Raw genomic sequence first — 21,644 nt, forward strand, 5'->3', positions numbered from 1 at the left:
TTATATGAAATAGGGCTCTGGCGCATATAAAAACTTCGCAAGCAGCTACAAAAAGCGTAGCAAAACAGAATCCCTGTACCCGCCCGGTAAAATCGCGCCCTCCCTGAAAGAACCTGCTAGACCATGACCGACAACGCTTCCACCGCTCCCGCCCAGCCCGGCTTGCAATCCCTGTCCAAATCCTTCGAACCCGCCGCGCTGGAAGCGCACTGGGGCCCGGAATGGGAACGGCGCGGTTATGGCGTGGCCGGCCACCGGGGCACGGGCGTAGCCCAAGCCGGTGCGGAGTCGTTCGCCATCCAGCTGCCACCACCGAACGTGACCGGCACGCTGCACATGGGCCACGCCTTCAACCAGACCATCATGGACAGCCTGACCCGCTACCACCGCATGGCAGGCTGCAACACCGCCTGGATTCCAGGCACCGACCACGCAGGCATTGCCACCCAGATCGTGGTGGAGCGCCAGCTGCAAGAACAAAAAATTAGCCGCCACGACCTGGGCCGCGAAGCCTTCACCGCCAAGGTGTGGGAGTGGAAAGAGAAGTCCGGCAACATCATCACCGGCCAGATGCGCCGCATGGGCGACAGCGTGGACTGGAGCCGTGAATACTTCACCATGGACCCCAAGTTGTCCAAAACGGTGACCGAAACCTTTGTGCAGCTGTATGAACAAGGCCTGATCTACCGTGGCAAGCGCCTGGTGAACTGGGACCCGATCCTGCAAAGCGCGGTGTCCGACCTGGAAGTGGAGAGCGAAGAGGAAGACGGCTTCCTGTGGCACATCCAGTACCCACTGGCCGATGGCTCGGGTTCGCTGACGGTGGCCACCACCCGCCCGGAAACCATGCTGGGCGACGTGGCCGTGATGGTCCACCCCGAAGACGAGCGCTACACGCACCTGATCGGCAAGATGGTGAAGCTGCCGCTGTGCGACCGCGAGATCCCGGTGATTGCCGACGACTATGTGGACAAGGCCTTCGGCACCGGCGTGGTGAAGGTCACGCCCGCGCACGACCAGAACGACTACGCCGTCGGCCAGCGCCACAAGCTGCCGATGATCTGCGTGCTGACCCTGGACGCCAAGATCAACGAAAACGCCCCCGCCGCCTACCAGGGCCTGGACCGCTTCGTCGCGCGCAAGAAGGTCGTTGCCGACCTGACCGAACTCGGCCTGCTGGTCGAAACCAAGAAGCACAAGCTGCAGGTGCCACGCTGCGCCCGCACCGGCCAGGTGATCGAGCCCATGCTGACCGACCAATGGTTCGTCGCCATGAACCAGGTCGGCAAGGGTGACGCCACCGGCAAGTCCATCGCGCAAAAAGCCATCGACGCCGTCAGCAGCGGCCAGGTGCAGTTCGTGCCCGAGAACTGGGTCAACACCTATAACCAGTGGATGAACAACATCCAGGACTGGTGCATTTCCCGCCAACTCTGGTGGGGCCACCAAATTCCGGCCTGGTACGACGAAGACGGTCAGGTCTATGTGGCGCGCGATGAGGCCGAAGCGCATGAGAAATGGAGAGAAGCCTTAAAGCAAAAGCATGCCGGTGACACCCCGGAAGCAATAGCCGAGTTGCTGAAGAAATCACCGCCCAAATTGACGCGCGATGAAGACGTGCTCGACACTTGGTACTCCTCGGCGCTGGTGCCGTTCAGCACCATGGGCTGGCCGGAGAAGACGCAAGATTTTGATTTGTACCTGCCCTCCTCCGTGCTGGTCACCGGCTACGACATCATCTTCTTCTGGGTGGCCCGGATGATCATGATGACCACGCACTTCACCGGCCAGGTGCCGTTCAAGCATGTCTACATCCACGGCCTGGTGCGCGACGCACAGGGCAAGAAGATGAGCAAGTCCGAAGGCAATGTGCTGGACCCGGTGGATTTGATCGACGGCATTGCGCTGGCCCCCTTGCTGGACAAGCGCACCACCGGCCTGCGCAAGCCCGAGACCGCGCCTGCGGTGCGCAAGAACACCGAGAAAGAATTCCCCGAAGGCATCCCCGCCTTCGGCGCCGACGCGCTGCGCTTCACCTTCGCATCGCTGGCCAGCCTGGGCCGCAGCATCAACTTCGACAGCAAGCGCTGCGAGGGCTATCGCAACTTCTGCAACAAGCTGTGGAACGCCACACGCTTCGTGCTGATGCAGTGCGAAGGCCAGGACTGCGGCGTGCGTGACCACACACCCGAAGAATGCGGCCCCGGCGGCTATCTGGACTTCAGCCAGGCCGACCGCTGGATCAGCTCGGCCCTGCAACTGGCCGAAGCCGAAGTGGCCAAGGGCTTTGCCGACTACCGCCTGGACAATGTAGCCAACGCCATCTACGACTTCACCTGGAACGAGTTCTGCGACTGGTACCTGGAAATCGCCAAGGTGCAGATCAACAACGGCACAGACGCCCAAAAGCGCGCTACCCGCCGCACCCTGATCCGCACGCTGGAAGCCATCTTGCGCCTGGCCCACCCCATCATTCCGTTCATCACCGAAGAGCTGTGGCAAAAAGTGTCGCCAGTGGCGGGCATTCCGGGTGACTCGGTGAGCATCGCGCCGTATCCGCAAAGCCAACCTTCCAAGATCGACCCAGCCGCCATCGCTCACGTCACTAAGCTCAAGGGCCTGGTGGACGCCTGCCGCAACCTGCGTGGCGAGATGAATGTGTCGCCCGCGACCCGCATGCCGCTGTACTGCGTGGGCGACGCCGAGTTCATGCAATCGGTGGCGCCAGTACTGCAGTCCCTGGCCAAGCTCAGCGAAGTCAAGCTGTTCGATGATGAAGCCGCCTGGCAAGCCGCCGCGCAGGCCGCCCCCACCGTGGTAGCCGGCGATGCGCGCCTGTGCCTGCACATGGAGATAGACGTAGCCGCCGAAAAAGCCCGCCTGGGCAAGGAAGCCGCACGCCTGGAAGGCGAAATCGCCAAGGCGACCAACAAACTGGCCAACGAAGCCTTTGTGGCCAAGGCGCCACCGGCAGTGATCGCGCTGGAGCGCGGCCGCATCAGCGACTTCGGCGCCACCCTGGAGCGCCTGAAAGAGCAGCTGGCTCGCCTGGGTTAAGCAACCCAACTCCGATCAAGCCCCAGGCCGCACGCGCGGCGCTGGGGCTTTTTTTCAACACAACTGTCACATACCCGCCCTAGCATCGGCCGCTACTTAACCTAGGAGTAGTGCATGCCCCCGATTTCCTTTCCCCTGCGTACCACCTCGGCCCTGTTGGTCGCGGCAGGCCTGAGCGCTTGCAGCAGCATGCCTGGCCAAACCATGGGCGCTGGGTCTACGCTGAACGGCCAGCCGCCGCTGGTGATTGCACACCGTGGCGCATCCGGCTACCTGCCGGAAGAAACCCGCGAAGCCTATATCCGCGCCATCGAGCTGGGCGCCGACGTGATCGAGATGGACATCATCGTCACCAAGGACCGCCAGCTGATCGCCCGCCACGACCCGAACCTGGCCATCAGCACCGATGTGGCCAAGCACCCTGAATTTGCAGCGCGCAAGAAGACCATCCAGGTCGATGGCGAAACCCAGACCGGCTGGTTCAGCGACGACTTCACGTTGGCCGAAATCAAGACCCTGGGCGCCATCTCCACCGATGCCGAGCGTCCGCAGCAGTTCAACGGCCAGTTCAAGGTCATTACCTTCCAGGAAGTCATCGACCTGGCCAAGGCCCAGTCGCAGGCCACTGGCCGCACGATTGCCATCTACCCCGAGACCAAGAACCCCAGCTACTTCGCGTCGCTCGGCCTGCCGATGGAAGACATATTTGTCGACACCATCGTCAAAGCCGGCTGGAACAGCAAGTCGGCGCCCATCTTCGTGCAGTCGTTCGAACCCGGCAGCCTGAAGTACATGAAGAGCAAGGGCCTGCAGACCAAGATGGTCCAGCTGATCGACGGCGACAGCGTAGACCTGGCCACCGGCAAGGTCACCTTCAAGCTGCCCAGCGACCGCCCCTATGACTGGACGCTGATGGGTGACAAGCGCAACTTCGATGCCATGGTCACGCCCGAAGGCCTGGCCGAAATCAAAACCTATGCCGACGGCATCGGCCCCTGGAAGCGCTACATCATCAGCATCAAGGGCACCATCGGCGCCGATGGCAAGCCCGTGGATGTGAATGGCGACGGCAAGATCAACGACGCCGACGCCACCTCCATGGCGCCCACCAGCCTGGTGGCAGATGCCCACAAAGCCGGCCTGTTCGTGCACCCCTTCACCTTCCGCAACGAGTCGCGCCGCCTGGCAATCGACTATGCGAAGGATGGAGCGAACGAATACACCGCCATCTACAAGACCGGTGTGGACGGCGTGTTCACCGACTTCACCGACACGGCGCTGGCAGCACGCAAGGCACTGCTGAAATAGAACAGGAATCGCCGCGCCGCGGACCCCGTTGCGGGGCGCGGCGCGTGCCAAGAATTAACGACGGCGCAGCACGTGGATGAAATCCGCACCTTCGGTGGTCTGCTCCATCAGCTCGTTGCCGGTTTGCTTGGAAAAAGCCTGGAAGTCACGCACAGAGCCGGCATCGGTAGACACCACCTTGAGCAGTTGGCCGCTTTGCATATCGGTCAGCGCCTTTTTGGCCTTGAGGATGGGCAGCGGGCAATTCAGGCCGCGCGTGTCGATTTCTTTGTCTGTCTGCATGGGGCGGTGGTCCTTGGGTGGTGGCTGATTTTAGTGCGGAAGATGCCCGCGAACGGCGTCAGCCCAGCTCGCGAAACTGCGGCTCGTAGCCCCGGCGCTTCAGGAACTCGGCCAGCCCGTAGCCCGTGCCAGCGGGCCAACATTTCACGTCTTCAAAGTTGTACAACCGGTAGTCCACCAGCTCGGGCGACAAGCGCACTTCGCCGTGCGCGACCGCGTGGTAGACGATCAGCACCTGGTTCATGCGCTGAAAGTCATACACGCCGATCAGCTCTAGCGCAGAAGCCGTCAGATTAGTTTCTTCCAGAATCTCGCGGGCAATGCCTTCCTCGGGTGTTTCGCCGGCTTCCATGAAGCCGGTGATCAGCGCGTAGATCTCAGAAGTCCAGGCGGCATTGCGCGCCAGCAGTATCTGCCCGCCGTACTCGACGATGGCGGCCAGCACCGGCGTGGGGTTGTTCCAGTGCGTGAAGTCGCAAGCCGGGCAACGCAGGCGCTGCTTCGGGCCGCCGTCTTCTTCCTGGCTGATCCAGGCCAGCGCAGTGGCGCACTGCGGGCAAAATTTGAACTCAGCGGCCATGGCCACAGATACCCCTAAAAACTATAGAAAATATAGCAGCTTGTGCAGGAGTAATAAGCACTAGAGGCCAATTTCCCATAAATCCAGCAGACCCCATCAAGCCGGAAACACACCGGTCGAAAGGTAACGATCACCCCGGTCACACACGATGAACACGACCGTGGCGTTCTCTTCACGCTGTGCGATCTGCTGCGCAACCCAGCAGGCGCCCGCTGCAGAGATACCGGCAAAGATACCTTCCTCCCGTGCCAGGCGGCGGCACATTTCTTCGGCATCGTCCTGGCCCACATAGACCAGCTCGTCCACATGGCTGGGGTCGTAAATCTTGGGTAGATATTCCTGCGGCCATTTGCGGATGCCGGGAATGCGCGAGCCCTCGCTGGGCTGCGCGCCGATGATCTTGATGGCGGGATTCTTCTCTTTCAAGAAACGTGACACACCGGTGATGGTGCCGGTCGTGCCCATGGCGCTGACGAAGTGCGTGATCTTGCCCTGGGTGTCGGCCCAGATTTCCGGACCGGTGTTTTCATAATGGGCGCGCGGGTTGTCGGCATTGGCAAACTGGTCCAGCACCTTACCCTTGCCCTCGCGCTGCATCTGGTCGGCCAGGTCGCGGGCGTATTCCATGCCGCCGCTCTTGGGCGTGAGGATCAGCTCGGCACCAAAAGCCTTCATGGTCTGGGCCCGCTCTATGGACAAGTCCTCCGGCATGATCAACACCATGCGGTAGCCCTTGACCGCCGCCGCCATAGCCAATGCGATACCGGTGTTGCCCGAAGTCGCCTCAATCAGGCTATCGCCCGGCTTGATTTCGCCGCGCTCCTGGGCACGCTGGATCATGGACAAGGCCGGCCTGTCCTTCACCGAACCGGCAGGGTTATTGCCCTCCAGCTTGCCCAAAACCACGTTGCCACGGGCCGAATTGTCCGCAGCACCAATGCGCTGCAATGCCACAAGCGGAGTTTTTCCGATGACGTCTTCAATTGTTTGGTATTTCATGCCCCACACTGTGCCATAATATTGGTCTTGCTTCTGCACATGCCCGGGTGGTGAAATTGGTAGACGCAGGGGACTCAAAATCCCCCGCCGCAAGGCGTGCCGGTTCGATTCCGGCCCCGGGCACCATGTGTTAGTTTGTAGAGGATCGCAAAGATCCAATGTTAGGCCCCTTCCCTGTAGGACGGGGCTTTTTCATTTCTGCAAAGCTTTTACACAACGCCTAAGCCGCGCCAGAAATTCAGCCAAAGAAAACGCGACCGATGCCTCGCACAAGTTGGTACGCAAACATGGCAATAAAGGTGCCGGCCAAGGCAACACCCGTTACGCTTCCGATCGCCAAGCCCCAAAAGCCCAAACCATCGTAGCGCTCGTCTACATCTTGTTGAACCATATAAATTGCTCCATCTGTGGGTTGAAGAAATCAACGCCACCAATGTAGAGCGGAGCCCGCAGCTCGTCGCGTGACAAACGCACAGAAACCCCCATTTGATGCGACTGCAAGCGCAAGCATGCGACCAGGCCGACCCGTTAAATCAAAGGCGCAATCGCACCCAAGCTGCACAGAATGCAGTGGGCAATCTCCCTTTGTCGGGCGCGACTTTCTTGGTGCCTTGGCGGAAGCAGGCGTTGTATGGCGATAACATCCACCGCACACTGCGCAAAACTGTCGAATAGTTCCGAAAATTGCATTTTGGAAACTCAACTGTCATTCACGTGACGCGGGATGCGCATTAAATTCAAGGCATGAACACACAAAACCAACCCGAATCCACTGCAGCCAAAGCGGTTCCAGCCGAACCGATGAATGGTGCTGCATTTGTTCACACACTGCTGATCCTGGGCGCCCTGGGTATGGCGGTTTACAAGGTGCTCGACGCAGCCCTTCACCTACTTTGACCTTCGCACCACACAAACCCAATAACTGGAAAAAACTGAAGCTAGTGCTGGCCATCGTCGCCTTGGGCGCTGTGGCTGTCATATTCATTAGCGGTACAGCCATCTTCGTATACCAGATGCTGCGCGCCGGATAGCATCGGTCAGATTGGATCAAGCCCGCTACACGCGGGCTTTTTTACGTCTGCGTTGCATGGAGCAACGCAAAACACGGCAGTTCAATGCACGGTGGCGCTACTGGGGGCTGTGAGTTTGAAGTGCTGGACGGCCTGCTGCGGGCTGCACTGCAATTGGCGCTGGAACAAACGCTGTTCCAGGCAGAGTCTTGGCGCGCGGCGCGGGGTGGTTTTGCTGGGCTGGCGTCTCGGCATTCAATGCTCCTGGTGAAGGTTCAGTTGCTGCGGTATCGATAGCGTCTTGCGCCACCAGTGTAGGGCCTGAGATAGACGCTCCCCATTCTTTTTACACCTGTGTTGTGCGCACAACAACACGGTCAAACGGGCAGCCAGCAAGCGACTTCAACCCAACGATGGGCCCTGCCTACTAAAGGTCTTTGCGCTTATAAATTGCTTGAATTCCTGAATTTTCAGAAAATACTGAAAATTCAGGAACTACGAACATGAACCTCGCACCCCTCACCCAGCGTTTTGTTTTGCACTTTGGCGAAATGGGCAGCCGCTGGGGCATCAACCGGACTGTGGGACAAATCTACGCCCTGCTGTTTGTGTCCGCCAAGCCGCTGAACGCCGACGAGATCGCCGAAGGGCTGGGCTTCTCGCGCTCCAACGTCAGCATGGGGCTGAAAGAGCTGTCGTCCTGGAACCTGGTGCGGCTGCACCATTTGCCAAACGACCGCCGCGAATACTTCGAGACGCCCGAGGACGTGTGGGCCATCTTCCGCACCTTGGCCGCCGAGCGGCGCAAGCGCGAGATTGACCCCACCTTGTCCATGCTGCGTGACGCGCTGATGGAACGCCCGGCTCTGGCCGAAGACATCCACGCCCAGTCGCGCATGAAGGAAATGCACGACCTGATCGAGCTGGGCACATCCTGGCTCGACGAGGTGCAGAGCATGGACTCGGCCTCGCTGGCCAGCATGATGAAGATGGGTACGCAGATGAAAAAGCTGCTGCAGGTGAAAGACCGGGTGAAGCTGGCCCTCAAGCCCGGCAAGGCCGCAGCTAGCAAGGGAGATGCATGATGGACGCAATGGACCCGGTGGCACTGGCCCGCATCCAGTTTGCGGCCAATATGACGTTCCACATTTTGTTCCCCACCATCAGCATCGCCATGGGCTGGGTGCTGTTTTATTTCAAGACCCGCTACACCGCCACGCGGGCCGAACACTGGATGGACGCCTACCAGTTCTGGGTGAAGATCTTCGCGTTGACCTTTGCACTGGGCGTGGTGAGTGGCATCACCATGAGCTTCCAGTTCGGCACCAACTGGCCGGGCTTCATGATGAAGGTCGGCAATATCGCCGGGCCGCTGCTGGCCTACGAGGTGCTGACCGCCTTCTTCCTGGAGGCCACCATGCTGGGCATCATGCTGTTTGGCCGGCACAGGGTGAGCGAGCGCCTGCACACCATCGCCACCTTCCTGGTGGCAGCCGGCACCACGCTGTCGGCCTTCTGGATACTGGCGCTGAACTCGTGGATGCACACGCCCGCCGGCTTTGTGATGATCGACGGTCAGGCCCATGTGACAAGCTGGCTGGAGGTGATCTTTAACCCATCCTTCCCCTACCGGCTGGCCCATATGCTGCTCGCCTCGGGCCTGACGGTGGCGTTTCTGCTGGCCGGTATCAGCGCCTTCCGCTGGCTGAAGAACGACCATGGCCCCGAGGTCATGGCCAGCCTGCGCACCGGACTGACCGTAGCCGCCCTGCTGATCCCGGTGCAGATCGTGGTTGGCGACATGCATGGCGTGAACACGCTGGAGCACCAGCCCGCCAAGATCGCTGCCATGGAAGGCATCTGGAAAACCGAGCGCGGCGCCTCGGCCGTGCTGTTCGGCCTGCCCGATGCGGCCACGCAAAGCAACCGGTTTGAAGTGGCGATTCCTAAGTTGGCATCGCTGTACCTCACGCACAGCTGGGATGGCGAAGTCCAGGGCATAGAGGCTTTTGGCGACAAGCACCCGCCCGTGGCGCCGGTGTTCTTTGCCTTTCGCATCATGGTTGGCGTGGGGCTGCTGATGCTGGCGGCGAGCTGGGCCGGCGTGTGGCAGTTGCGCCGCCAAGGTGCACCCAAGCCCTGGCTGGCGCGTCTGCTGGTGGCCATGACCTTCATCGGCTGGGTGGGCTTGATTGCGGGCTGGTATGTGACGGAAATTGGTCGCCAGCCCTGGCTGGTGTACGGCGTGATGACCACCGCCGAAGCCGCGTCCAGCGTACCGCCCACGGCGATTGCAACCACGCTGCTGATGTACCTGCTGCTGTACGCGGTGCTGATCACCGCCTATGTGTCTGTGGTGTTCTATATGGCCCGCAAAGCCAGTGGATTGGTCAAACCCCTGTTTCCCACCATCGACCGCCGCCGGGAGACCCAGCATGCCTGATCTGATCAACAACCTGGGCCAGCCGCAAGTCTGGCTGCCCATCGTCTTCGCGCTGGTGATGGCGCTGGCCATGCTGGCCTACGTGATCATGGACGGCTACGACCTGGGCGTGGGCATTCTGATGCGCAAGCCCGACAACGCACAGCAAGACGCGATGATTGCCAGCATAGGCCCGTTCTGGGACGCCAACGAAACCTGGCTGGTGCTGGGCGTGGGCGTGCTGCTGGTCGGGTTCCCGATGGCGCATGGCGTGATCCTGGGCGCGCTCTACCTGCCCGTGGCCTTGATGCTGATGGGGCTGATGCTGCGCGGCGTGGCCTTCGACTTCCGCGTGAAGGCCAAGGACGACCACAAGCGGCTGTGGAACATGGCCTTTCACATCGGCTCGCTGCTGGCAGGCTGGGCCCAGGGCTTCATGCTGGGCTCGATGATCACCGGCTTCCGCCACGACCTGGCCGGCATTCTGTTCAGCAGCCTGATCGGCCTGTGCCTGCTGGCCGCCTATGCGCTGCTGGGCGCGGGCTGGCTCATCATCAAGACCGAGGGCGCACTGCAGCTGATGGCGGTAGCCTGGGCACGGCGCAGCCTGTGGCTGACCGGGCTGGGCGTGCTGGCCATCTCCGTCGCCACGCCCATGGTCAGCCATAGCATCTTCCTGAAATGGTTCAGCTTTCCGAACCTCATCTTGCTGCTGCCGATACCGCTAGGCACGCTGGTGCTGTTCGGCACCATCTGGCGCAGCCTGGGCCGGCTGCCGGTGCGGCTGGAGCAAGGCAACGAATACGGCATAGGCGTGCCCTTCGGCGCGACGGTGGGCATCTTTCTGCTGGCGTTTTACGGCCTGGGCTACAGCATCTTCCCGTGGCTGGTGATCGACAAGATCACCATCTGGGACGCGGCCAGCGCCCCGGAGGCGCTGATGGTGATCTTCTACGGCGTGGCCGTGGTGCTGCCGGTGATCATTGGCTACACGGTGTTTGCCTACCGGGTGTTCTGGGGCAAATCCACCGCCTTGAAGTACTGAGTAGGATTTATAAGAAATAGGCCTCTAGCGCATATATTACCTGCGCAAGCAGCTATTTATTCGATAGCAAACCGGTTGCAACCGTGGGGTAGCGCAGCCGCAGACGCAGCTCGGTCTTCATGCGGGTGTTGTCCAGCCGGCGCGACTCGGACATGAAGCTCAGCAACATCAGCGACAGCTGCCCCTGCGCGGCGCTGCGCGGCACGCGCGGCGGACGCGGCAGGCCGTACAGGTCAGCGGCAAGGTCAAAGTAGTCGCCCATGCGCATATCGGTGTCGTCGTTCACGTTGTAGATGCGCTGCGGGCGGCCACGCCACAGCGCCTGGACGCAGGCGCGGGCCAGGTCGTTGGCATGGATGTGGTTGGTGAACACATCGTCTGCTGCATCCAGCACCGGCGTGCCTTTGCGCAAGCGCGTCTCGGGCGTGCCGCCCTCGCGGTCGGGGGCATAGATGCCGGGGATGCGCAGAATGCTGCTGCGCACCCGGCTGGCACGCCGGCCCAGCAGGCGCACTGCGGCTTCGGCATCGACCCGGCGCTGGGCCCGGGGCGTGGTGGCGGCCAAGGCGCGGGTCTCGCGCACCAGCTCGCCCTGGCAGTCACCGTACACACCACTGGTTGAGCCGTACACCAGCGCACGGGGCGCGCCGCGCAGCTGCAGCACGCGCAGCAAATTGCGGGTGCGCGGATCGTCGCGGCCCTCGCCCGGCGGTGGAGCCAGGTGCAGCACGCGGGTCGCCAGCCCGGCCAGCCGGTACAGCGATGCGCGCGCGTCCAAGTTGCCGCACAGCGCGGTGATGCCCCGGGCTCGCAAGGCCGGCACACGCTCGGGGCTGGAAGTCAGCGCCAGCAGGCGCACAGAACGCGGCAAGCAGGCCGCAGCACGCTGGCCGACATCGCCGCAGCCGACGATCAGCACACGCTCACGGCGGAAGCGCGCAGGCAGCGCGCCAAGTGGAAATTGGTTTGAGGGCAAAATCAGAGGCTAAAGATAGAACTGACCGAGCATACCGAACCCATGACCCATCCCGTCCCTACCCCGCAAGCTTTCAGCATCACCGTACAGCCCAGCGGCCGCAGTTTTGCCGCCACGGCCGACGAATCCATCCTGGCGGCCGGCATCCGCCAGGGCATAGGCCTGCCCTACGGCTGCAAGGACGGCGCCTGCGGCTCCTGCAAATGCAAGAAGCTCGAAGGCATGGTGTTCCACGGCCCGCACCAAAGCAAGGCGCTGAGCGACGAGGAAGAAGCCGCTGGCCTGGTGCTGACCTGCTGCGCGATGCCGCTGACCGACGTGGTGCTGGAGTCGCGCCAGGTGACGGACGAAAGCGCCTTCCCCATCAAGAAGATGCCTTCGCGCGTGACCACGCTGGAGAAGGTGTCAGACGACGTGATGGTCATCAAGCTGCAGCTGCCGGCCAACGACACCCTGCGCTACCACCCCGGCCAGTACATTGAATTCATACTGCGCGACGGCGCACGCCGCTCTTACAGCATGGCCAATGCGCCGCACACCGGCCCTGCGGTGGAGCTGCACATCCGCCATATGCCCGGTGGCAAGTTCACCGACCACGTGTTCGGCGCGATGAAAGAAAAAGAAATCCAACGCATTGAAGGCCCGTACGGCAGCTTCTACCTGCGCGAAGACTCGGACAAACCCATCGTGCTGCTGGCCTCGGGCACCGGCTTTGCGCCCATCAAGGCCATCCTGGAGCACATGCAGCACAAGGGCATCACCCGCCCGGCCACGCTGTACTGGGGCGGCCGACGTCCTGGCGATCTGTACCTGAACGATTGGGTGCAGGCCCAGTTGGTGAATATGCCGAACCTGACTTATGTGCCGGTGGTCTCCAACGCCCTGCCAGAAGACGGCTGGACTGGCCGCACCGGCTTCGTGCACCAGGCTGTGCTGCAAGACCTGCCGGATTTGTCCGGCCATGAAGTCTATGCCTGCGGTGCGCCCATCGTGGTGGAGTCGGCCCAGGCCGACTACATCGCACAGGCCGGCCTGCCGAGCGACGCATTTTTTGCCGACTCTTTCACCAGCGAAGCCGATAAAGCCAAGGCTGCATAAGCGCACGGCCATGGCATTCCGCGTCGGCGACGAAATCACCTTCCGCAGGCTGGAGATCTTTCTGGCCTTCATGCAGGAAGGCAATCTGACGCGTACCGCCGAAGTGCAGGACACCAGCACCGTCAGCGTGCACCGGGCCTTGCATGCGCTGGAGGAAGGGCTGCGCTGCCCGCTGTTCCGCCACGAAGGCCGCAACCTGATACCGACGCATGCGGCACAGGTGCTGGCCGAGGCTGCCAAGGACGTTCTCCAGTTGATGGCCGAGGGTGTGCGCGCTACACGCCAAGCCGCAGGCTATGCATCTGACCAGATACGCATCGGCTCGCTGTATTCGCTGACCATCAAGACGGTGCCGACCCTGCTGATCGACCTGAAGGTGCGCAAGCCCGAGCTGCAGCCCGAGTTGGTGCTGGGCTCGAACGCAGCGCTATTGCAGAAACTGGCCCAGGGCGCCATTGATGCCGCACTGATGTCGGTGCCCGACGACGCGCCAGAAGTCGAATCGCTGCCGCTGTTTGAAGACGACATCTACTTTGCCGCGCCGGTCGGCTCACGCTATGCCGACATGGCAGCAGTCGATTTGAGCGGCTGTGCCGACGAACGCTTCGTCAGCCTGACCGAAGGCTTTGCCACCTACAAGGGCTTCCAAGAGGCCTTTCGTATCGCCGAATTCACGCCGAACGTGGTGATGCAAACCGGCGATATCTTTTCGCTGATGAACCTGGTCAGCGGCGGCCTGGGCTGCACGCTGCTGCCTGGCCGGGTGCGCGATGTGTTTCCGCACAAGGTGCAGCTGATTCCGCTGCAGCCCAAGTACCTGATGCGCCAGACCATAGGCCTGAGCTTTTTGCGCAGCCGCGAGCGCGACCCAAACCTGCTGACGCTGCTGTCGGTCTGCCGCCTGTCGCAGACCCGCCTGGCCTGACAAGTGACTGCGCCCGGGTAAACCCCCGATCGTTTCACCTGCCGTAAATATCCCCTCTTCCGCTTAATTGTTCTGTCGTGGCTGGCTCGGTACATTCCACTCCGAGAAGCCCCGCCGTGCCCCAACCGCTTGGCAAGGCTTCCAAAAAAATAGCGCTGACATGCGCCATAACCAGGAGACAGACATGATTATTTACGGCACCGCGCTACTGGCAGCATGCCATTTGCTGGGGATTTTTTTAGGTGACTTACTCGGGCAAGCCATGGGCGTCAAGACCAATGTTGGTGGCGTCGGCATTGCCATGCTGTTGCTGATTTTTGCGCGCCTGGCCATGCAGAAAAGAAACATCCTGCCCAAGCTGACCGAGGCAGGTGTGGAGTATTGGGGCGCCATGTACATCCCGGTGGTGGTGGCGATGGCGGCGCAACAGGACGTGGTATCGGCCCTGCGGGGCGGCCACCTGGCGCTGCTGTCGGCAATCGGTGCGGTAGCCGTCTGCGCCGTCGTCATCTCGCTGATCAATCGCATGGAAGAGCCCTTGCCGGATGCGGATGCCGCAACACTGCCTACCGTCCTGCCCGCAACCCACCTGAAATAAACACCATGCTTGAAATTCTGCAAAAAGCTGCGGCCGGCAACGGCCTGGTCACCGCCTTCGCCATTGTGGGTTTGATCGTGCTGCTATCTGGTGTCATTTCACGCAAGCTGACTTTTGGGCGGGTGCATGGCTCGGCCATCGCCATCGTCATCGGCCTGGTATTGGCCTACTGGGGTGGCACACAAACCGGCGGGCACAAAGGCCTGGCCGATATGTCGCTGTTCGGTGGCATCGGCCTGATGGGTGGTGCCATGCTGCGCGACTTTGCCATCGTGGCAACGGCCTTCGAGGTACAGGCCACCGAGGCGCGCAAGGCCGGGCTGATCGGCGTCGTGGCCTTGCTGCTGGGCACCCTGCTGCCGTTTATGGTGGGCGCCAGCGTGGCCTGGAGTTTTGGCTACCGGGACGCTGTGAGCATGACGACGATTGGAGCCGGTGCCGTAACCTACATCGTCGGCCCTGTCACCGGTGCCGCGATAGGCGCCAGCTCGGACGTGATGGCGCTGAGCATTGCCACCGGCCTGATCAAGGCGATTTTGGTGATGGTTGGCACGCCGGTGGCAGCGCGCTTTCTACGCCTCAAAACACCCCGCTCTGCCATGGTTTTTGGCGGCTTGGCAGGCACCGTGAGCGGTGTTTCCGCCGGCCTGGCTGCGACCGACCGCAAGCTCGTGCCCTATGGCGCGCTGGTGGCGACTTTCCACACCGGCCTGGGCTGCCTGATGGGCCCGTCGGTACTGTTTTTTGCCACCAAAGCCCTGGTGGCTTGAGGATCTGAAGATGTGGTTATTGAGGATATGACTATGGACCGTGTGAACTGGAACACCAAGGCAGACAACCGCTCCGCCCGAATGGCCCGGGCTGCCCAGGCCTTGGGGCCGCAGCTGCGCGGAAAACATGTGGCGACCGAGGCCATCGGCGTGCTGTTGGAAGCGGTGATCGAACCTGGCGACCGGGTCTGCCTGGAAGGCAATAACCAGAAGCAAGCCGACTTCCTGGCGCAGGCCCTGGTGCAGGTCGATCCACACAAAATCCATGGACTGCACATGGTGCAATCCGTGCTGGCACTGCCGGAGCACCTGGACATTTTCGAGAACGGCGTGGCCAGCAAGCTGGACTTCAGCTTCTCCGGCCCGCAAGGCGCGCGGCTGGCACGGCTGGTGTCTAACGGCCGCATCCAGATCGGTGCCATCCATACCTATCTGGAGCTTTTTGCCCGCTACTTTGTCGACCTGACGCCCAAGGTGGCATTGGTGGCGGCGCACGCGGCCGATGCCGAGGGCAATCTGTACACCGGCCCAAACACCGAGGACACGCCGGCCATCGTCGAGGCCACGGCCTTTTCGGGCGGCATCGTCATCGCCCAGGTCAACGAACTGGTGGACGGCAACACCAACCTGCCGCGTATCGACATACCAGCGGGCTGGATCAGCTTTGTGGTGAAAGCGCCGCGCCCGAACCTGATCGAGCCGCTGTTCACCCGCGACCCGGCGCAGATCAGCGAGATACAGGTGCTGATGGCCATGATGGCGATCAAGGGCATCTATGCCGAATACGGCGTCGAGCGGCTGAACCACGGCATTGGCTTCGACACCGCCGCCATCGAGCTGCTGCTGCCCACCTACGCTGAATCACTGGGGCTGAAGGGCAAGATTGCCAAGCACTGGGCGCTGAACCCGCACCCGGCCTTGATACCGGCCATCGAGGCGGGCTGGGTCGAGTCCATCCACTCCTTCGGCTCCGAGCTGGGCATGGAGGACTACATCCGTGCCCGCTCCGACGTTTTCTTCACCGGCCCGGACGGTAGCCTGCGCAGCAACCGCGCCTTCAGCCAGGCGGCGGGCCACTATGCCTGCGACCTGTTCATAGGCTCAACGTTGCAGATCGATCTGGACGGCAACAGCTCCACCGCCACACTGGGCCGCATTGCCGGCTTTGGCGGCGCACCCAATATGGGCGCCGATGCCCGTGGCCGCCGCCACGCCAGCCCGGCCTGGCTGAAAGCAGGGCGTGAGGCACGTGACGGCCGCAGCGGCGCCGCCGGCACGCCGCGTGGGCAAAAGCTGGTGGTGCAGATGGTGGAAACCTTCCGCGAACACATGCAGCCCGCCTTTGTGGAGCGGCTGGACGCCTGGACGCTGCAAGAGCAAGCCCATATGGCCCTGCCACCGATCATGGTCTACGGCGACGACGTAACACACATCCTGACCGAAGAAGGCATTGCCAATCTGCTGCTGTGCCGCAACGACGCCGAGCGCGAGCAGGCCATTCGCGGCGTGGCCGGTTACACAGCAGTGGGCCTGGCGCGCGACAAGCGTGCGGTAGAAAATCTGCGCGACCGCGGCATCATCCGGCGCCCGCAAGACTTAGGCGTCGACCCGCGCGACGCCACCCGCAACCTGCTGGCCGCACGCAGCATGCGCGACCTGGTGCGCGCCTCCGGTGGGCTGTACCAGCCACCCAAACGTTTCAGAAACTGGTAGGAGCACAAGCAGCATGAGCGACATTACCGCAGGGCTGGAAACCCTGGATTTTTCTTACAGTACAGGTCGGCCCGCCGGCAGCTTCGCGCCCATCCTGGTCGGCGTAGTTGGCTCGGGCAACCTGGAAGTGCTGCTGGAGGCTGTAGCCGGCGCCGGCTGCGCGGTGCGGGTCAAAACCTCCGCACGCGGCTTTGGCCCGATCTGGCAGGCCGTGGTGGACGATTTCCACGCCCGGCACCCGCTGGCCGGGGTACGTATTTCCATCAACGACATGGGCGCCACGCCCGCTGTAGTCAGCCTGCGCCTAGACCAGGCCGTGGCCGAACTCCCAAAAACTCCAAGGGCCACCACATGATCAGCTATGTCGAATGCACAGCACGCGAGCGCCTGGCCCAGGTGCTGGACCCCGGCACCTTCCATGAGTGGCTGCCACCCTCCGCACGTGTCACCAGCCCGCACCTGGCGCAGCTGGGCGTGCCGTCCGCCTTTGACGACGGCGTGGCGATTGGCCGCGCCACCCTGGACGGCCACCCCATTTTTGTAGCTGCGCAAGAAGGCGAATTCATGGGCGGCGGCGTGGGCGAAGTCCACGGCGCCAAGCTGGTAGGCCTGCTGCAGCGCGCTTTGCGCGAGCGGCCGAAAGCCGTGCTGCTACTGGCCGAATCCGGCGGCGTACGCCTGCATGAAGCCAATGCCGGGCTGATTGCGGTGTCGGAAGTGATGCGCGCCGTGTTGGATGTGCGCGCCGCAGGCATCCAGGTGATTGTGCTGATCGGCGGCGCCAACGGTTGCTTTGGCGGCATGGGCATCGTGGCACGCTGCGCCGACCATATCGTGATGAGCGACGTGGGCCGCCTGGCGATGTCCGGTCCGGAGGTGATCGAAGCCAGCCACGGCGTGGACGAGTTCGACTCGCGCGACCGCGCGCTGGTCTGGCGCACCTCGGGCGGCAAGCACCGCTGGCTCACCGGCGATTGCGATGCGCTGGTGGAAGACGATGTATCGGCCTTCCGCCGCGCCGCCATCGCAGCACTCCAAGCCGCCCGGGCTGTGACCTTGCAGTCACTGGAAACCGAACACGCGCTACTTACCGAACGCCTGCGCCCACTGGACGACAACGGCGACCAAGCCATCGCCCTCTGGCGGCGCCTGGGCGTTGCCGACGCCGCCCGCGTGCCAGAGATGGACGTGGCAGAAATAAGGACTCTGGGAGTCAACGCATGAACTGGAACACCCTCGCCACCCAACTCTTTGGCCCAGAACATGGCATTAGCGCCGACGGTGACTTTTTGCAAGGTACGGTCACGTTTGACGGCCAGCCGCTGGCAGTGTTGGGCACCACCCACCACGCTCCCATAGGCGTCCAGCTGGCTTTGGTCCAGGCCCGGGTGGTACTTGACACCATCGCCCACCACCCCGGCCGCCCCATCCTGCTACTGATCGACACCCAAGGCCAGCAATTGCGCCGACGTGACGAGCTGCTGGGCATCAACCGTGCGATGGCGCATCTGGGTATGGCCATAGACCTGGCGCGGCGCCAGGGGCATAGGGTCATCGGCCTGGTGTACGACCAAGCGCTGTCGGGCGGCTTCATCACCTCGGGCCTGATTGCCGACGCCTGCTACGCGTTGCCGGAGGCCGAAATCCGCGTGATGCGCATCCCCGCCATGGCCCGCGTTACCAAGCTGCCGGAGGATATGCTGACCGCGCTGTCGCAGTCCAACCCCGTATTCGCCCCTGGCGTGGGTAACTATGTGGCCATGGGCGGAGTGCAGGCTTTGTGGCAAGGCGATTTGCCGGCAGCTTTGCGTGATGCATTGACGCACGCGCCAACACAAGACCTGCGCGCCATCCTTGGTGCTGAACGCGGCGGCCGCAAGATGTCGGCCGCCGTGGTGCAGCGGGTACTGGATGCAGCATGACACCGCTGCACCGCCACCAGATCGCCTGGCTGACGGACGCCGGCTGGCAGCAGGTTTTGGGACTGCCATGGGATGCGCAAGCAGAGGACTGCCTCCGCCACTGGGCGTCCCAACGCCTGCCGCTGGTGGTCACGCGCCAGACCGCTAGTGAACTTGCGCACACCGTAGCCCTCGGTCTGCCGGCGCCGGCCCGCTGGGACAAGCGGCGCATCACACTGGCGGTGCCACGCAGTGCCATCCTCTACTTCGACGCATTTCCACGCGCCACAGAGGTGCTGGGCTTGCTGGCCGTCCCCGCGCGGGCGCCATGGCGGCAGCTGTGCGAGCAACTCAACAGCTGCCAGGCCAGCGCCCGGGTGTACGGCAGCTATGGCTGGCAGCTGCTCACCGGGCTGGACCATGTGCACGCAGAGTCCGACATCGATCTGTGCATCACCGTATCCGACGCACTCCAGGCCGACGCCGTGGTCATGCTGCTGCAAAGCTTTGCGGTAGCCCGTCTGCGCCTGGATGGCGAGCTGGTATTTGACGCCGGTGCGGCCGTCGCCTGGCGCGAATGGGCCGCCTGGCGGTCCGGCAAGAGCACGGCCGTGCTGGTGAAGCGTCTACACGGCGCCACGCTGGAATACGCGCCGTTCTGGCGCCGCGCAAGCACAGAGGAGCTAATGCAATGACCCGCGCGCAACCATTGCATTGGACCGCGCTCACGCCGTCAAACACGCTGTCACCCACGCCTTCCACCATTGGCCGGGCAGCAACACGAGCGCTGTACCACGAGCTAGCCTTGTGCCCCAAGCCCGGCCTGGTCACCCTCCTAGATAGCGGCAGCCACCGCGACATGGACGCGCACACCTTTATGCGCAGTCTGTTTACGCTGCGCAGCTACTTCGTAGCGATTGCTGAGCTCGGGCTCCAGGGGGCAGATTTCCCTGCGCTAGAACGCTGCGGCATCCAGGCCGAAGCCCGCATGCTGGCAGCTACTTGCGGCATCAACACCCACCGCGGCGCCATCTTCATGCTGGGCTTGTTGTGCGCCGCAGCGGGGGCACTCACACGGACGAATACCCGCCCCAGCCCAGAGCAGCTGCGTGAAGCCCTACGCCATGGCTGGGGGCATGCGCTGGACGCGCGCGCCCTGCGCATGCCCAGCCTGCCTGGGGGTATCGCGGCCCGCAAACATGGCCTGCGCAGCGCCTCGACAGAAGCGGCGCTGGCGTTCCCCGTATTATTTGAAACGGCAGTTCCAGCTTTGACTGCCGGACTGGCTCGGGGTTTGACCACCCAGCAAGCCCGGCTAGACACCCTGTTTCATGTGATGGCTGTGCTGGACGACAGCAACCTCGCCCACCGCGGCGGCCTGCAGGGCTTGCGCCACGCCCAACAGTCGGCACGCCATTTCCTGGCGGCCGGCGGTGCGGCCCGCGCCGATGGACTGGAGGCAGCGCATGCCATAGGGAACGATTTCGTGGCCCGCAATCTCTCCCCTGGCGGGGCCGCCGACACCTTGGCTGCCGCGTGCTGGGTAGTACAGCTCTGCACACCCTGTCCATGAGTTTCGCGCTGGTGTTCTCGGGTCAGGGCATGCAGCATCCGGGGATGCTGCCCTGGCTGGCTACGGATGCCTTGGTGCAGCGCACCTGCGCCCAGCTAGGGGTGCTCGACTGGCGCCACCAACTGCAAGATCTGGATTGGGCCGCACAGAACACAGCAGCCCAATGCCTGCTTACAGGCCTGGGCTTGGCCGCCTGGCAACAGCTTGCGCCGGAGCTCCCCCCGCCTGCAGCGGTGGCTGGCTATAGCGTGGGTGAGTTGGCCGCCTTCAGCGCCGCCGGGGTTTTCAGTGCCGAGACGGCATTGGACCTGGCCCGCGACAGGGCCGCGGCAATGGACCACTGCGCCCTGCAAACGCCGGGCGGCCTGCTGGCAGTCAGCGGCTTGTCATCAGCCGCAATAGACAAGCTGTGCAAGGGCACCGGCATTGCCATCGCCATCCGCAATGGGCAGGACAGTGTGGTGCTTGGCGGCCCGCATGCCCTACTGGCGCGGGCAGAAGAAGCCGCTATTCAGCAGGGCGCGTACTGCACCCGGCTACACGTCAGCATCCCATCCCACACACCCTGGATGCGCGCAGCGGCCGATAGCTTTGCCCACACCCTGGCCAAGCTGCCACTGCAACGGCCGCGCATCGTGCTGTTCAGCAATGCCGAAGACCGCGTACTGGATGCCGCACAGGCGCAGCGGGCGCTGGCCAGGCAAATTGCGCAAACCGTGCGCTGGGATGAGTGCATGGACAACCTGTATGCGCGTGGGGTGCGCTGCGTACTGGAGGTCGGCCCAGGGCAGGCCTTGGCGCGCATCTGGAACCAACGCTACCCCGACGTTCCAGCACGCGCGTGCGATGACTTCCGCACGGCGCTGGCAGTCATTCAATGGATACAAAGCCACATCAACGCTTAGTACGCTTCTACGATTTCTGTGGAGTTGCCATGAGATCGTATACAGGCTTTTAGCAAGCCATCTGAAGCATACTTTTAAGCAGTAGAAGTCCGTCCAGAACCGTCGGCGCACAGGTTTAAAACTCAGAAAATTCAGCCACGAATGCGCGACTTTTGCTATTTTTCGCTGGAAATGTATACAAAATAAAAGCTGAAGCGCAATTTTGAAGTAACAGAGTTTTGCAGCACCATATGGCAGGCAGAATCGCTGCAGTCCGGTATTTCACATACCTATATTTGTGCAAACTTTTACCCGCCCAGCACTTCTGCCAAGCCACAATAGATGGAGGCATTTGAGCCCTGTTTCCGCACACCCAACGTTCTTCTATCGCAGGCTGCCCATTCGGATGTTTCCAACCATGCGATTTCCATCCCCCTTGGCGCTATTGCTCGCTTTGCTAGCATGCTGCGCTTTGCGCTTAGGGTATGCCGCTACGCCACTCG

The 21,644-nt window shown here is 62.6% G+C and carries 23 protein-coding genes and 1 tRNA gene; 18 read left to right on the top strand and 6 right to left on the bottom strand.

What is annotated here, in order from left to right:
• Positions 1-123 precede the first annotated feature (123 nt).
• Complete coding sequence (locus AC4BBN_RS18075; protein WP_490593388.1) at positions 124-3,057, top strand: valine--tRNA ligase; 2,934 nt, start codon at positions 124-126, stop codon at positions 3,055-3,057.
• A gap of 114 nt (positions 3,058-3,171) precedes the next feature.
• Entirely contained in the window at positions 3,172-4,365 is a 1,194-nt protein-coding gene (locus AC4BBN_RS18080) for a glycerophosphodiester phosphodiesterase (protein ID WP_490593389.1), read from the top strand.
• Positions 4,366-4,419: 54 nt separating this feature from the next.
• Here AC4BBN_RS18080 and AC4BBN_RS18085 read toward each other — a convergent pair whose 3' ends face one another.
• The 3 genes from AC4BBN_RS18085 to cysM all read right to left on the bottom strand — a co-directional run bounded on the left by AC4BBN_RS18085 (position 4,420) and on the right by cysM (position 6,226).
• Positions 4,420-4,647: a sulfurtransferase TusA family protein gene (locus tag AC4BBN_RS18085; protein ID WP_490593390.1), complete on the bottom strand. Its 228-nt coding sequence runs from the start codon at positions 4,645-4,647 to the stop codon at positions 4,420-4,422.
• 58 nt (positions 4,648-4,705) lie between these two features.
• Positions 4,706-5,227: an NUDIX domain-containing protein gene (locus AC4BBN_RS18090; RefSeq protein ID WP_490593391.1), complete on the bottom strand. Its 522-nt coding sequence runs from the start codon at positions 5,225-5,227 to the stop codon at positions 4,706-4,708.
• A 96-nt stretch (positions 5,228-5,323) separates the two neighbouring features.
• Positions 5,324-6,226 (bottom strand): cysteine synthase CysM, encoded by a 903-nt coding sequence (cysM, locus tag AC4BBN_RS18095; RefSeq protein WP_490593392.1) that lies wholly within the window; start codon positions 6,224-6,226, stop codon positions 5,324-5,326.
• A 41-nt stretch (positions 6,227-6,267) separates the two neighbouring features.
• Between cysM and AC4BBN_RS18100 the strand changes: the two genes are divergently transcribed.
• A tRNA-Leu gene (locus AC4BBN_RS18100) sits at positions 6,268-6,352 on the top strand.
• 112 nt (positions 6,353-6,464) lie between these two features.
• Here the strand turns inward: AC4BBN_RS18100 and AC4BBN_RS18105 are convergent.
• Entirely contained in the window at positions 6,465-6,617 is a 153-nt protein-coding gene (locus tag AC4BBN_RS18105) for a hypothetical protein (protein ID WP_490593393.1), read from the bottom strand.
• Between the two features lie 353 nt (positions 6,618-6,970).
• Here AC4BBN_RS18105 and AC4BBN_RS18110 point away from each other — a divergent pair, with 353 nt between their 5' ends.
• Positions 6,971-7,123 carry a hypothetical protein gene (locus AC4BBN_RS18110; RefSeq protein WP_490593394.1) on the top strand — a complete coding sequence of 51 codons (153 nt, stop codon included), beginning with the start codon at positions 6,971-6,973 and terminating at the stop codon, positions 7,121-7,123.
• Positions 7,124-7,338: 215 nt separating this feature from the next.
• Here AC4BBN_RS18110 and AC4BBN_RS18115 read toward each other — a convergent pair whose 3' ends face one another.
• Positions 7,339-7,491, bottom strand: a complete 153-nt coding sequence (locus tag AC4BBN_RS18115) for a hypothetical protein (protein WP_490593395.1) — start codon at positions 7,489-7,491, stop codon at positions 7,339-7,341.
• 248 nt (positions 7,492-7,739) lie between these two features.
• Here AC4BBN_RS18115 and AC4BBN_RS18120 point away from each other — a divergent pair, with 248 nt between their 5' ends.
• The 3 genes from AC4BBN_RS18120 to AC4BBN_RS18130 are packed head-to-tail and all read left to right on the top strand — an operon-like array spanning position 7,740 to position 10,703.
• Entirely contained in the window at positions 7,740-8,321 is a 582-nt protein-coding gene (locus AC4BBN_RS18120) for a GbsR/MarR family transcriptional regulator (RefSeq protein ID WP_490593396.1), read from the top strand.
• Positions 8,318-9,679, top strand: coding sequence for a cytochrome ubiquinol oxidase subunit I (locus AC4BBN_RS18125; protein WP_490593397.1), 1,362 nt, complete (start codon positions 8,318-8,320; stop codon positions 9,677-9,679). The genes AC4BBN_RS18120 and AC4BBN_RS18125 overlap by 4 nt, the downstream gene beginning before the upstream one ends.
• Complete coding sequence (locus tag AC4BBN_RS18130) at positions 9,672-10,703, top strand: cytochrome d ubiquinol oxidase subunit II (RefSeq protein ID WP_490593398.1); 1,032 nt, start codon at positions 9,672-9,674, stop codon at positions 10,701-10,703. The genes AC4BBN_RS18125 and AC4BBN_RS18130 overlap by 8 nt, the downstream gene beginning before the upstream one ends.
• A gap of 52 nt (positions 10,704-10,755) precedes the next feature.
• On the opposite strand, the gene AC4BBN_RS18135 is transcribed toward AC4BBN_RS18130, so the two are convergent.
• Complete coding sequence (locus AC4BBN_RS18135) at positions 10,756-11,679, bottom strand: SDR family oxidoreductase (protein WP_490593399.1); 924 nt, start codon at positions 11,677-11,679, stop codon at positions 10,756-10,758.
• Between the two features lie 42 nt (positions 11,680-11,721).
• Here AC4BBN_RS18135 and AC4BBN_RS18140 point away from each other — a divergent pair, with 42 nt between their 5' ends.
• From AC4BBN_RS18140 to AC4BBN_RS18190, 11 genes are all read left to right on the top strand, one after another.
• Positions 11,722-12,777, top strand: a complete 1,056-nt coding sequence (locus AC4BBN_RS18140; protein WP_490593400.1) for a CDP-6-deoxy-delta-3,4-glucoseen reductase — start codon at positions 11,722-11,724, stop codon at positions 12,775-12,777.
• Positions 12,778-12,787: 10 nt separating this feature from the next.
• Positions 12,788-13,702 carry a LysR family transcriptional regulator gene (locus AC4BBN_RS18145; RefSeq protein WP_490593401.1) on the top strand — a complete coding sequence of 305 codons (915 nt, stop codon included), beginning with the start codon at positions 12,788-12,790 and terminating at the stop codon, positions 13,700-13,702.
• Positions 13,703-13,886: 184 nt separating this feature from the next.
• Entirely contained in the window at positions 13,887-14,300 is a 414-nt protein-coding gene (gene madL, locus AC4BBN_RS18150; protein ID WP_490593402.1) for a malonate transporter subunit MadL, read from the top strand.
• 5 nt (positions 14,301-14,305) lie between these two features.
• Complete coding sequence (gene madM / locus AC4BBN_RS18155) at positions 14,306-15,070, top strand: malonate transporter subunit MadM (protein ID WP_490593403.1); 765 nt, start codon at positions 14,306-14,308, stop codon at positions 15,068-15,070.
• A gap of 33 nt (positions 15,071-15,103) precedes the next feature.
• Positions 15,104-16,783, top strand: a complete 1,680-nt coding sequence (mdcA, locus tag AC4BBN_RS18160) for a malonate decarboxylase subunit alpha (RefSeq protein ID WP_490593404.1) — start codon at positions 15,104-15,106, stop codon at positions 16,781-16,783.
• Positions 16,784-16,796: 13 nt separating this feature from the next.
• Positions 16,797-17,138, top strand: a complete 342-nt coding sequence (mdcC, locus tag AC4BBN_RS18165) for a malonate decarboxylase acyl carrier protein (protein ID WP_490593405.1) — start codon at positions 16,797-16,799, stop codon at positions 17,136-17,138.
• Positions 17,135-18,007, top strand: a complete 873-nt coding sequence (locus AC4BBN_RS18170) for a biotin-independent malonate decarboxylase subunit beta (protein WP_490593406.1) — start codon at positions 17,135-17,137, stop codon at positions 18,005-18,007. Before mdcC ends, AC4BBN_RS18170 begins: the two co-directional genes overlap by 4 nt.
• On the top strand, positions 18,004-18,705 hold the full coding sequence (locus AC4BBN_RS18175) for a biotin-independent malonate decarboxylase subunit gamma (RefSeq protein WP_490593407.1): 702 nt from the start codon (positions 18,004-18,006) through the stop codon (positions 18,703-18,705). Before AC4BBN_RS18170 ends, AC4BBN_RS18175 begins: the two co-directional genes overlap by 4 nt.
• On the top strand, positions 18,702-19,379 hold the full coding sequence (gene mdcG / locus AC4BBN_RS18180; protein ID WP_490593408.1) for a malonate decarboxylase holo-[acyl-carrier-protein] synthase: 678 nt from the start codon (positions 18,702-18,704) through the stop codon (positions 19,377-19,379). Before AC4BBN_RS18175 ends, mdcG begins: the two co-directional genes overlap by 4 nt.
• Entirely contained in the window at positions 19,376-20,257 is an 882-nt protein-coding gene (gene mdcB, locus AC4BBN_RS18185; protein ID WP_490593409.1) for a triphosphoribosyl-dephospho-CoA synthase MdcB, read from the top strand. The genes mdcG and mdcB overlap by 4 nt, the downstream gene beginning before the upstream one ends.
• Complete coding sequence (locus AC4BBN_RS18190; RefSeq protein WP_490593410.1) at positions 20,254-21,162, top strand: acyltransferase domain-containing protein; 909 nt, start codon at positions 20,254-20,256, stop codon at positions 21,160-21,162. Before mdcB ends, AC4BBN_RS18190 begins: the two co-directional genes overlap by 4 nt.
• Positions 21,163-21,644 lie beyond the last annotated feature (482 nt).

Source organism: Rhodoferax sp. SPJ21, assembly GCF_058216335.1.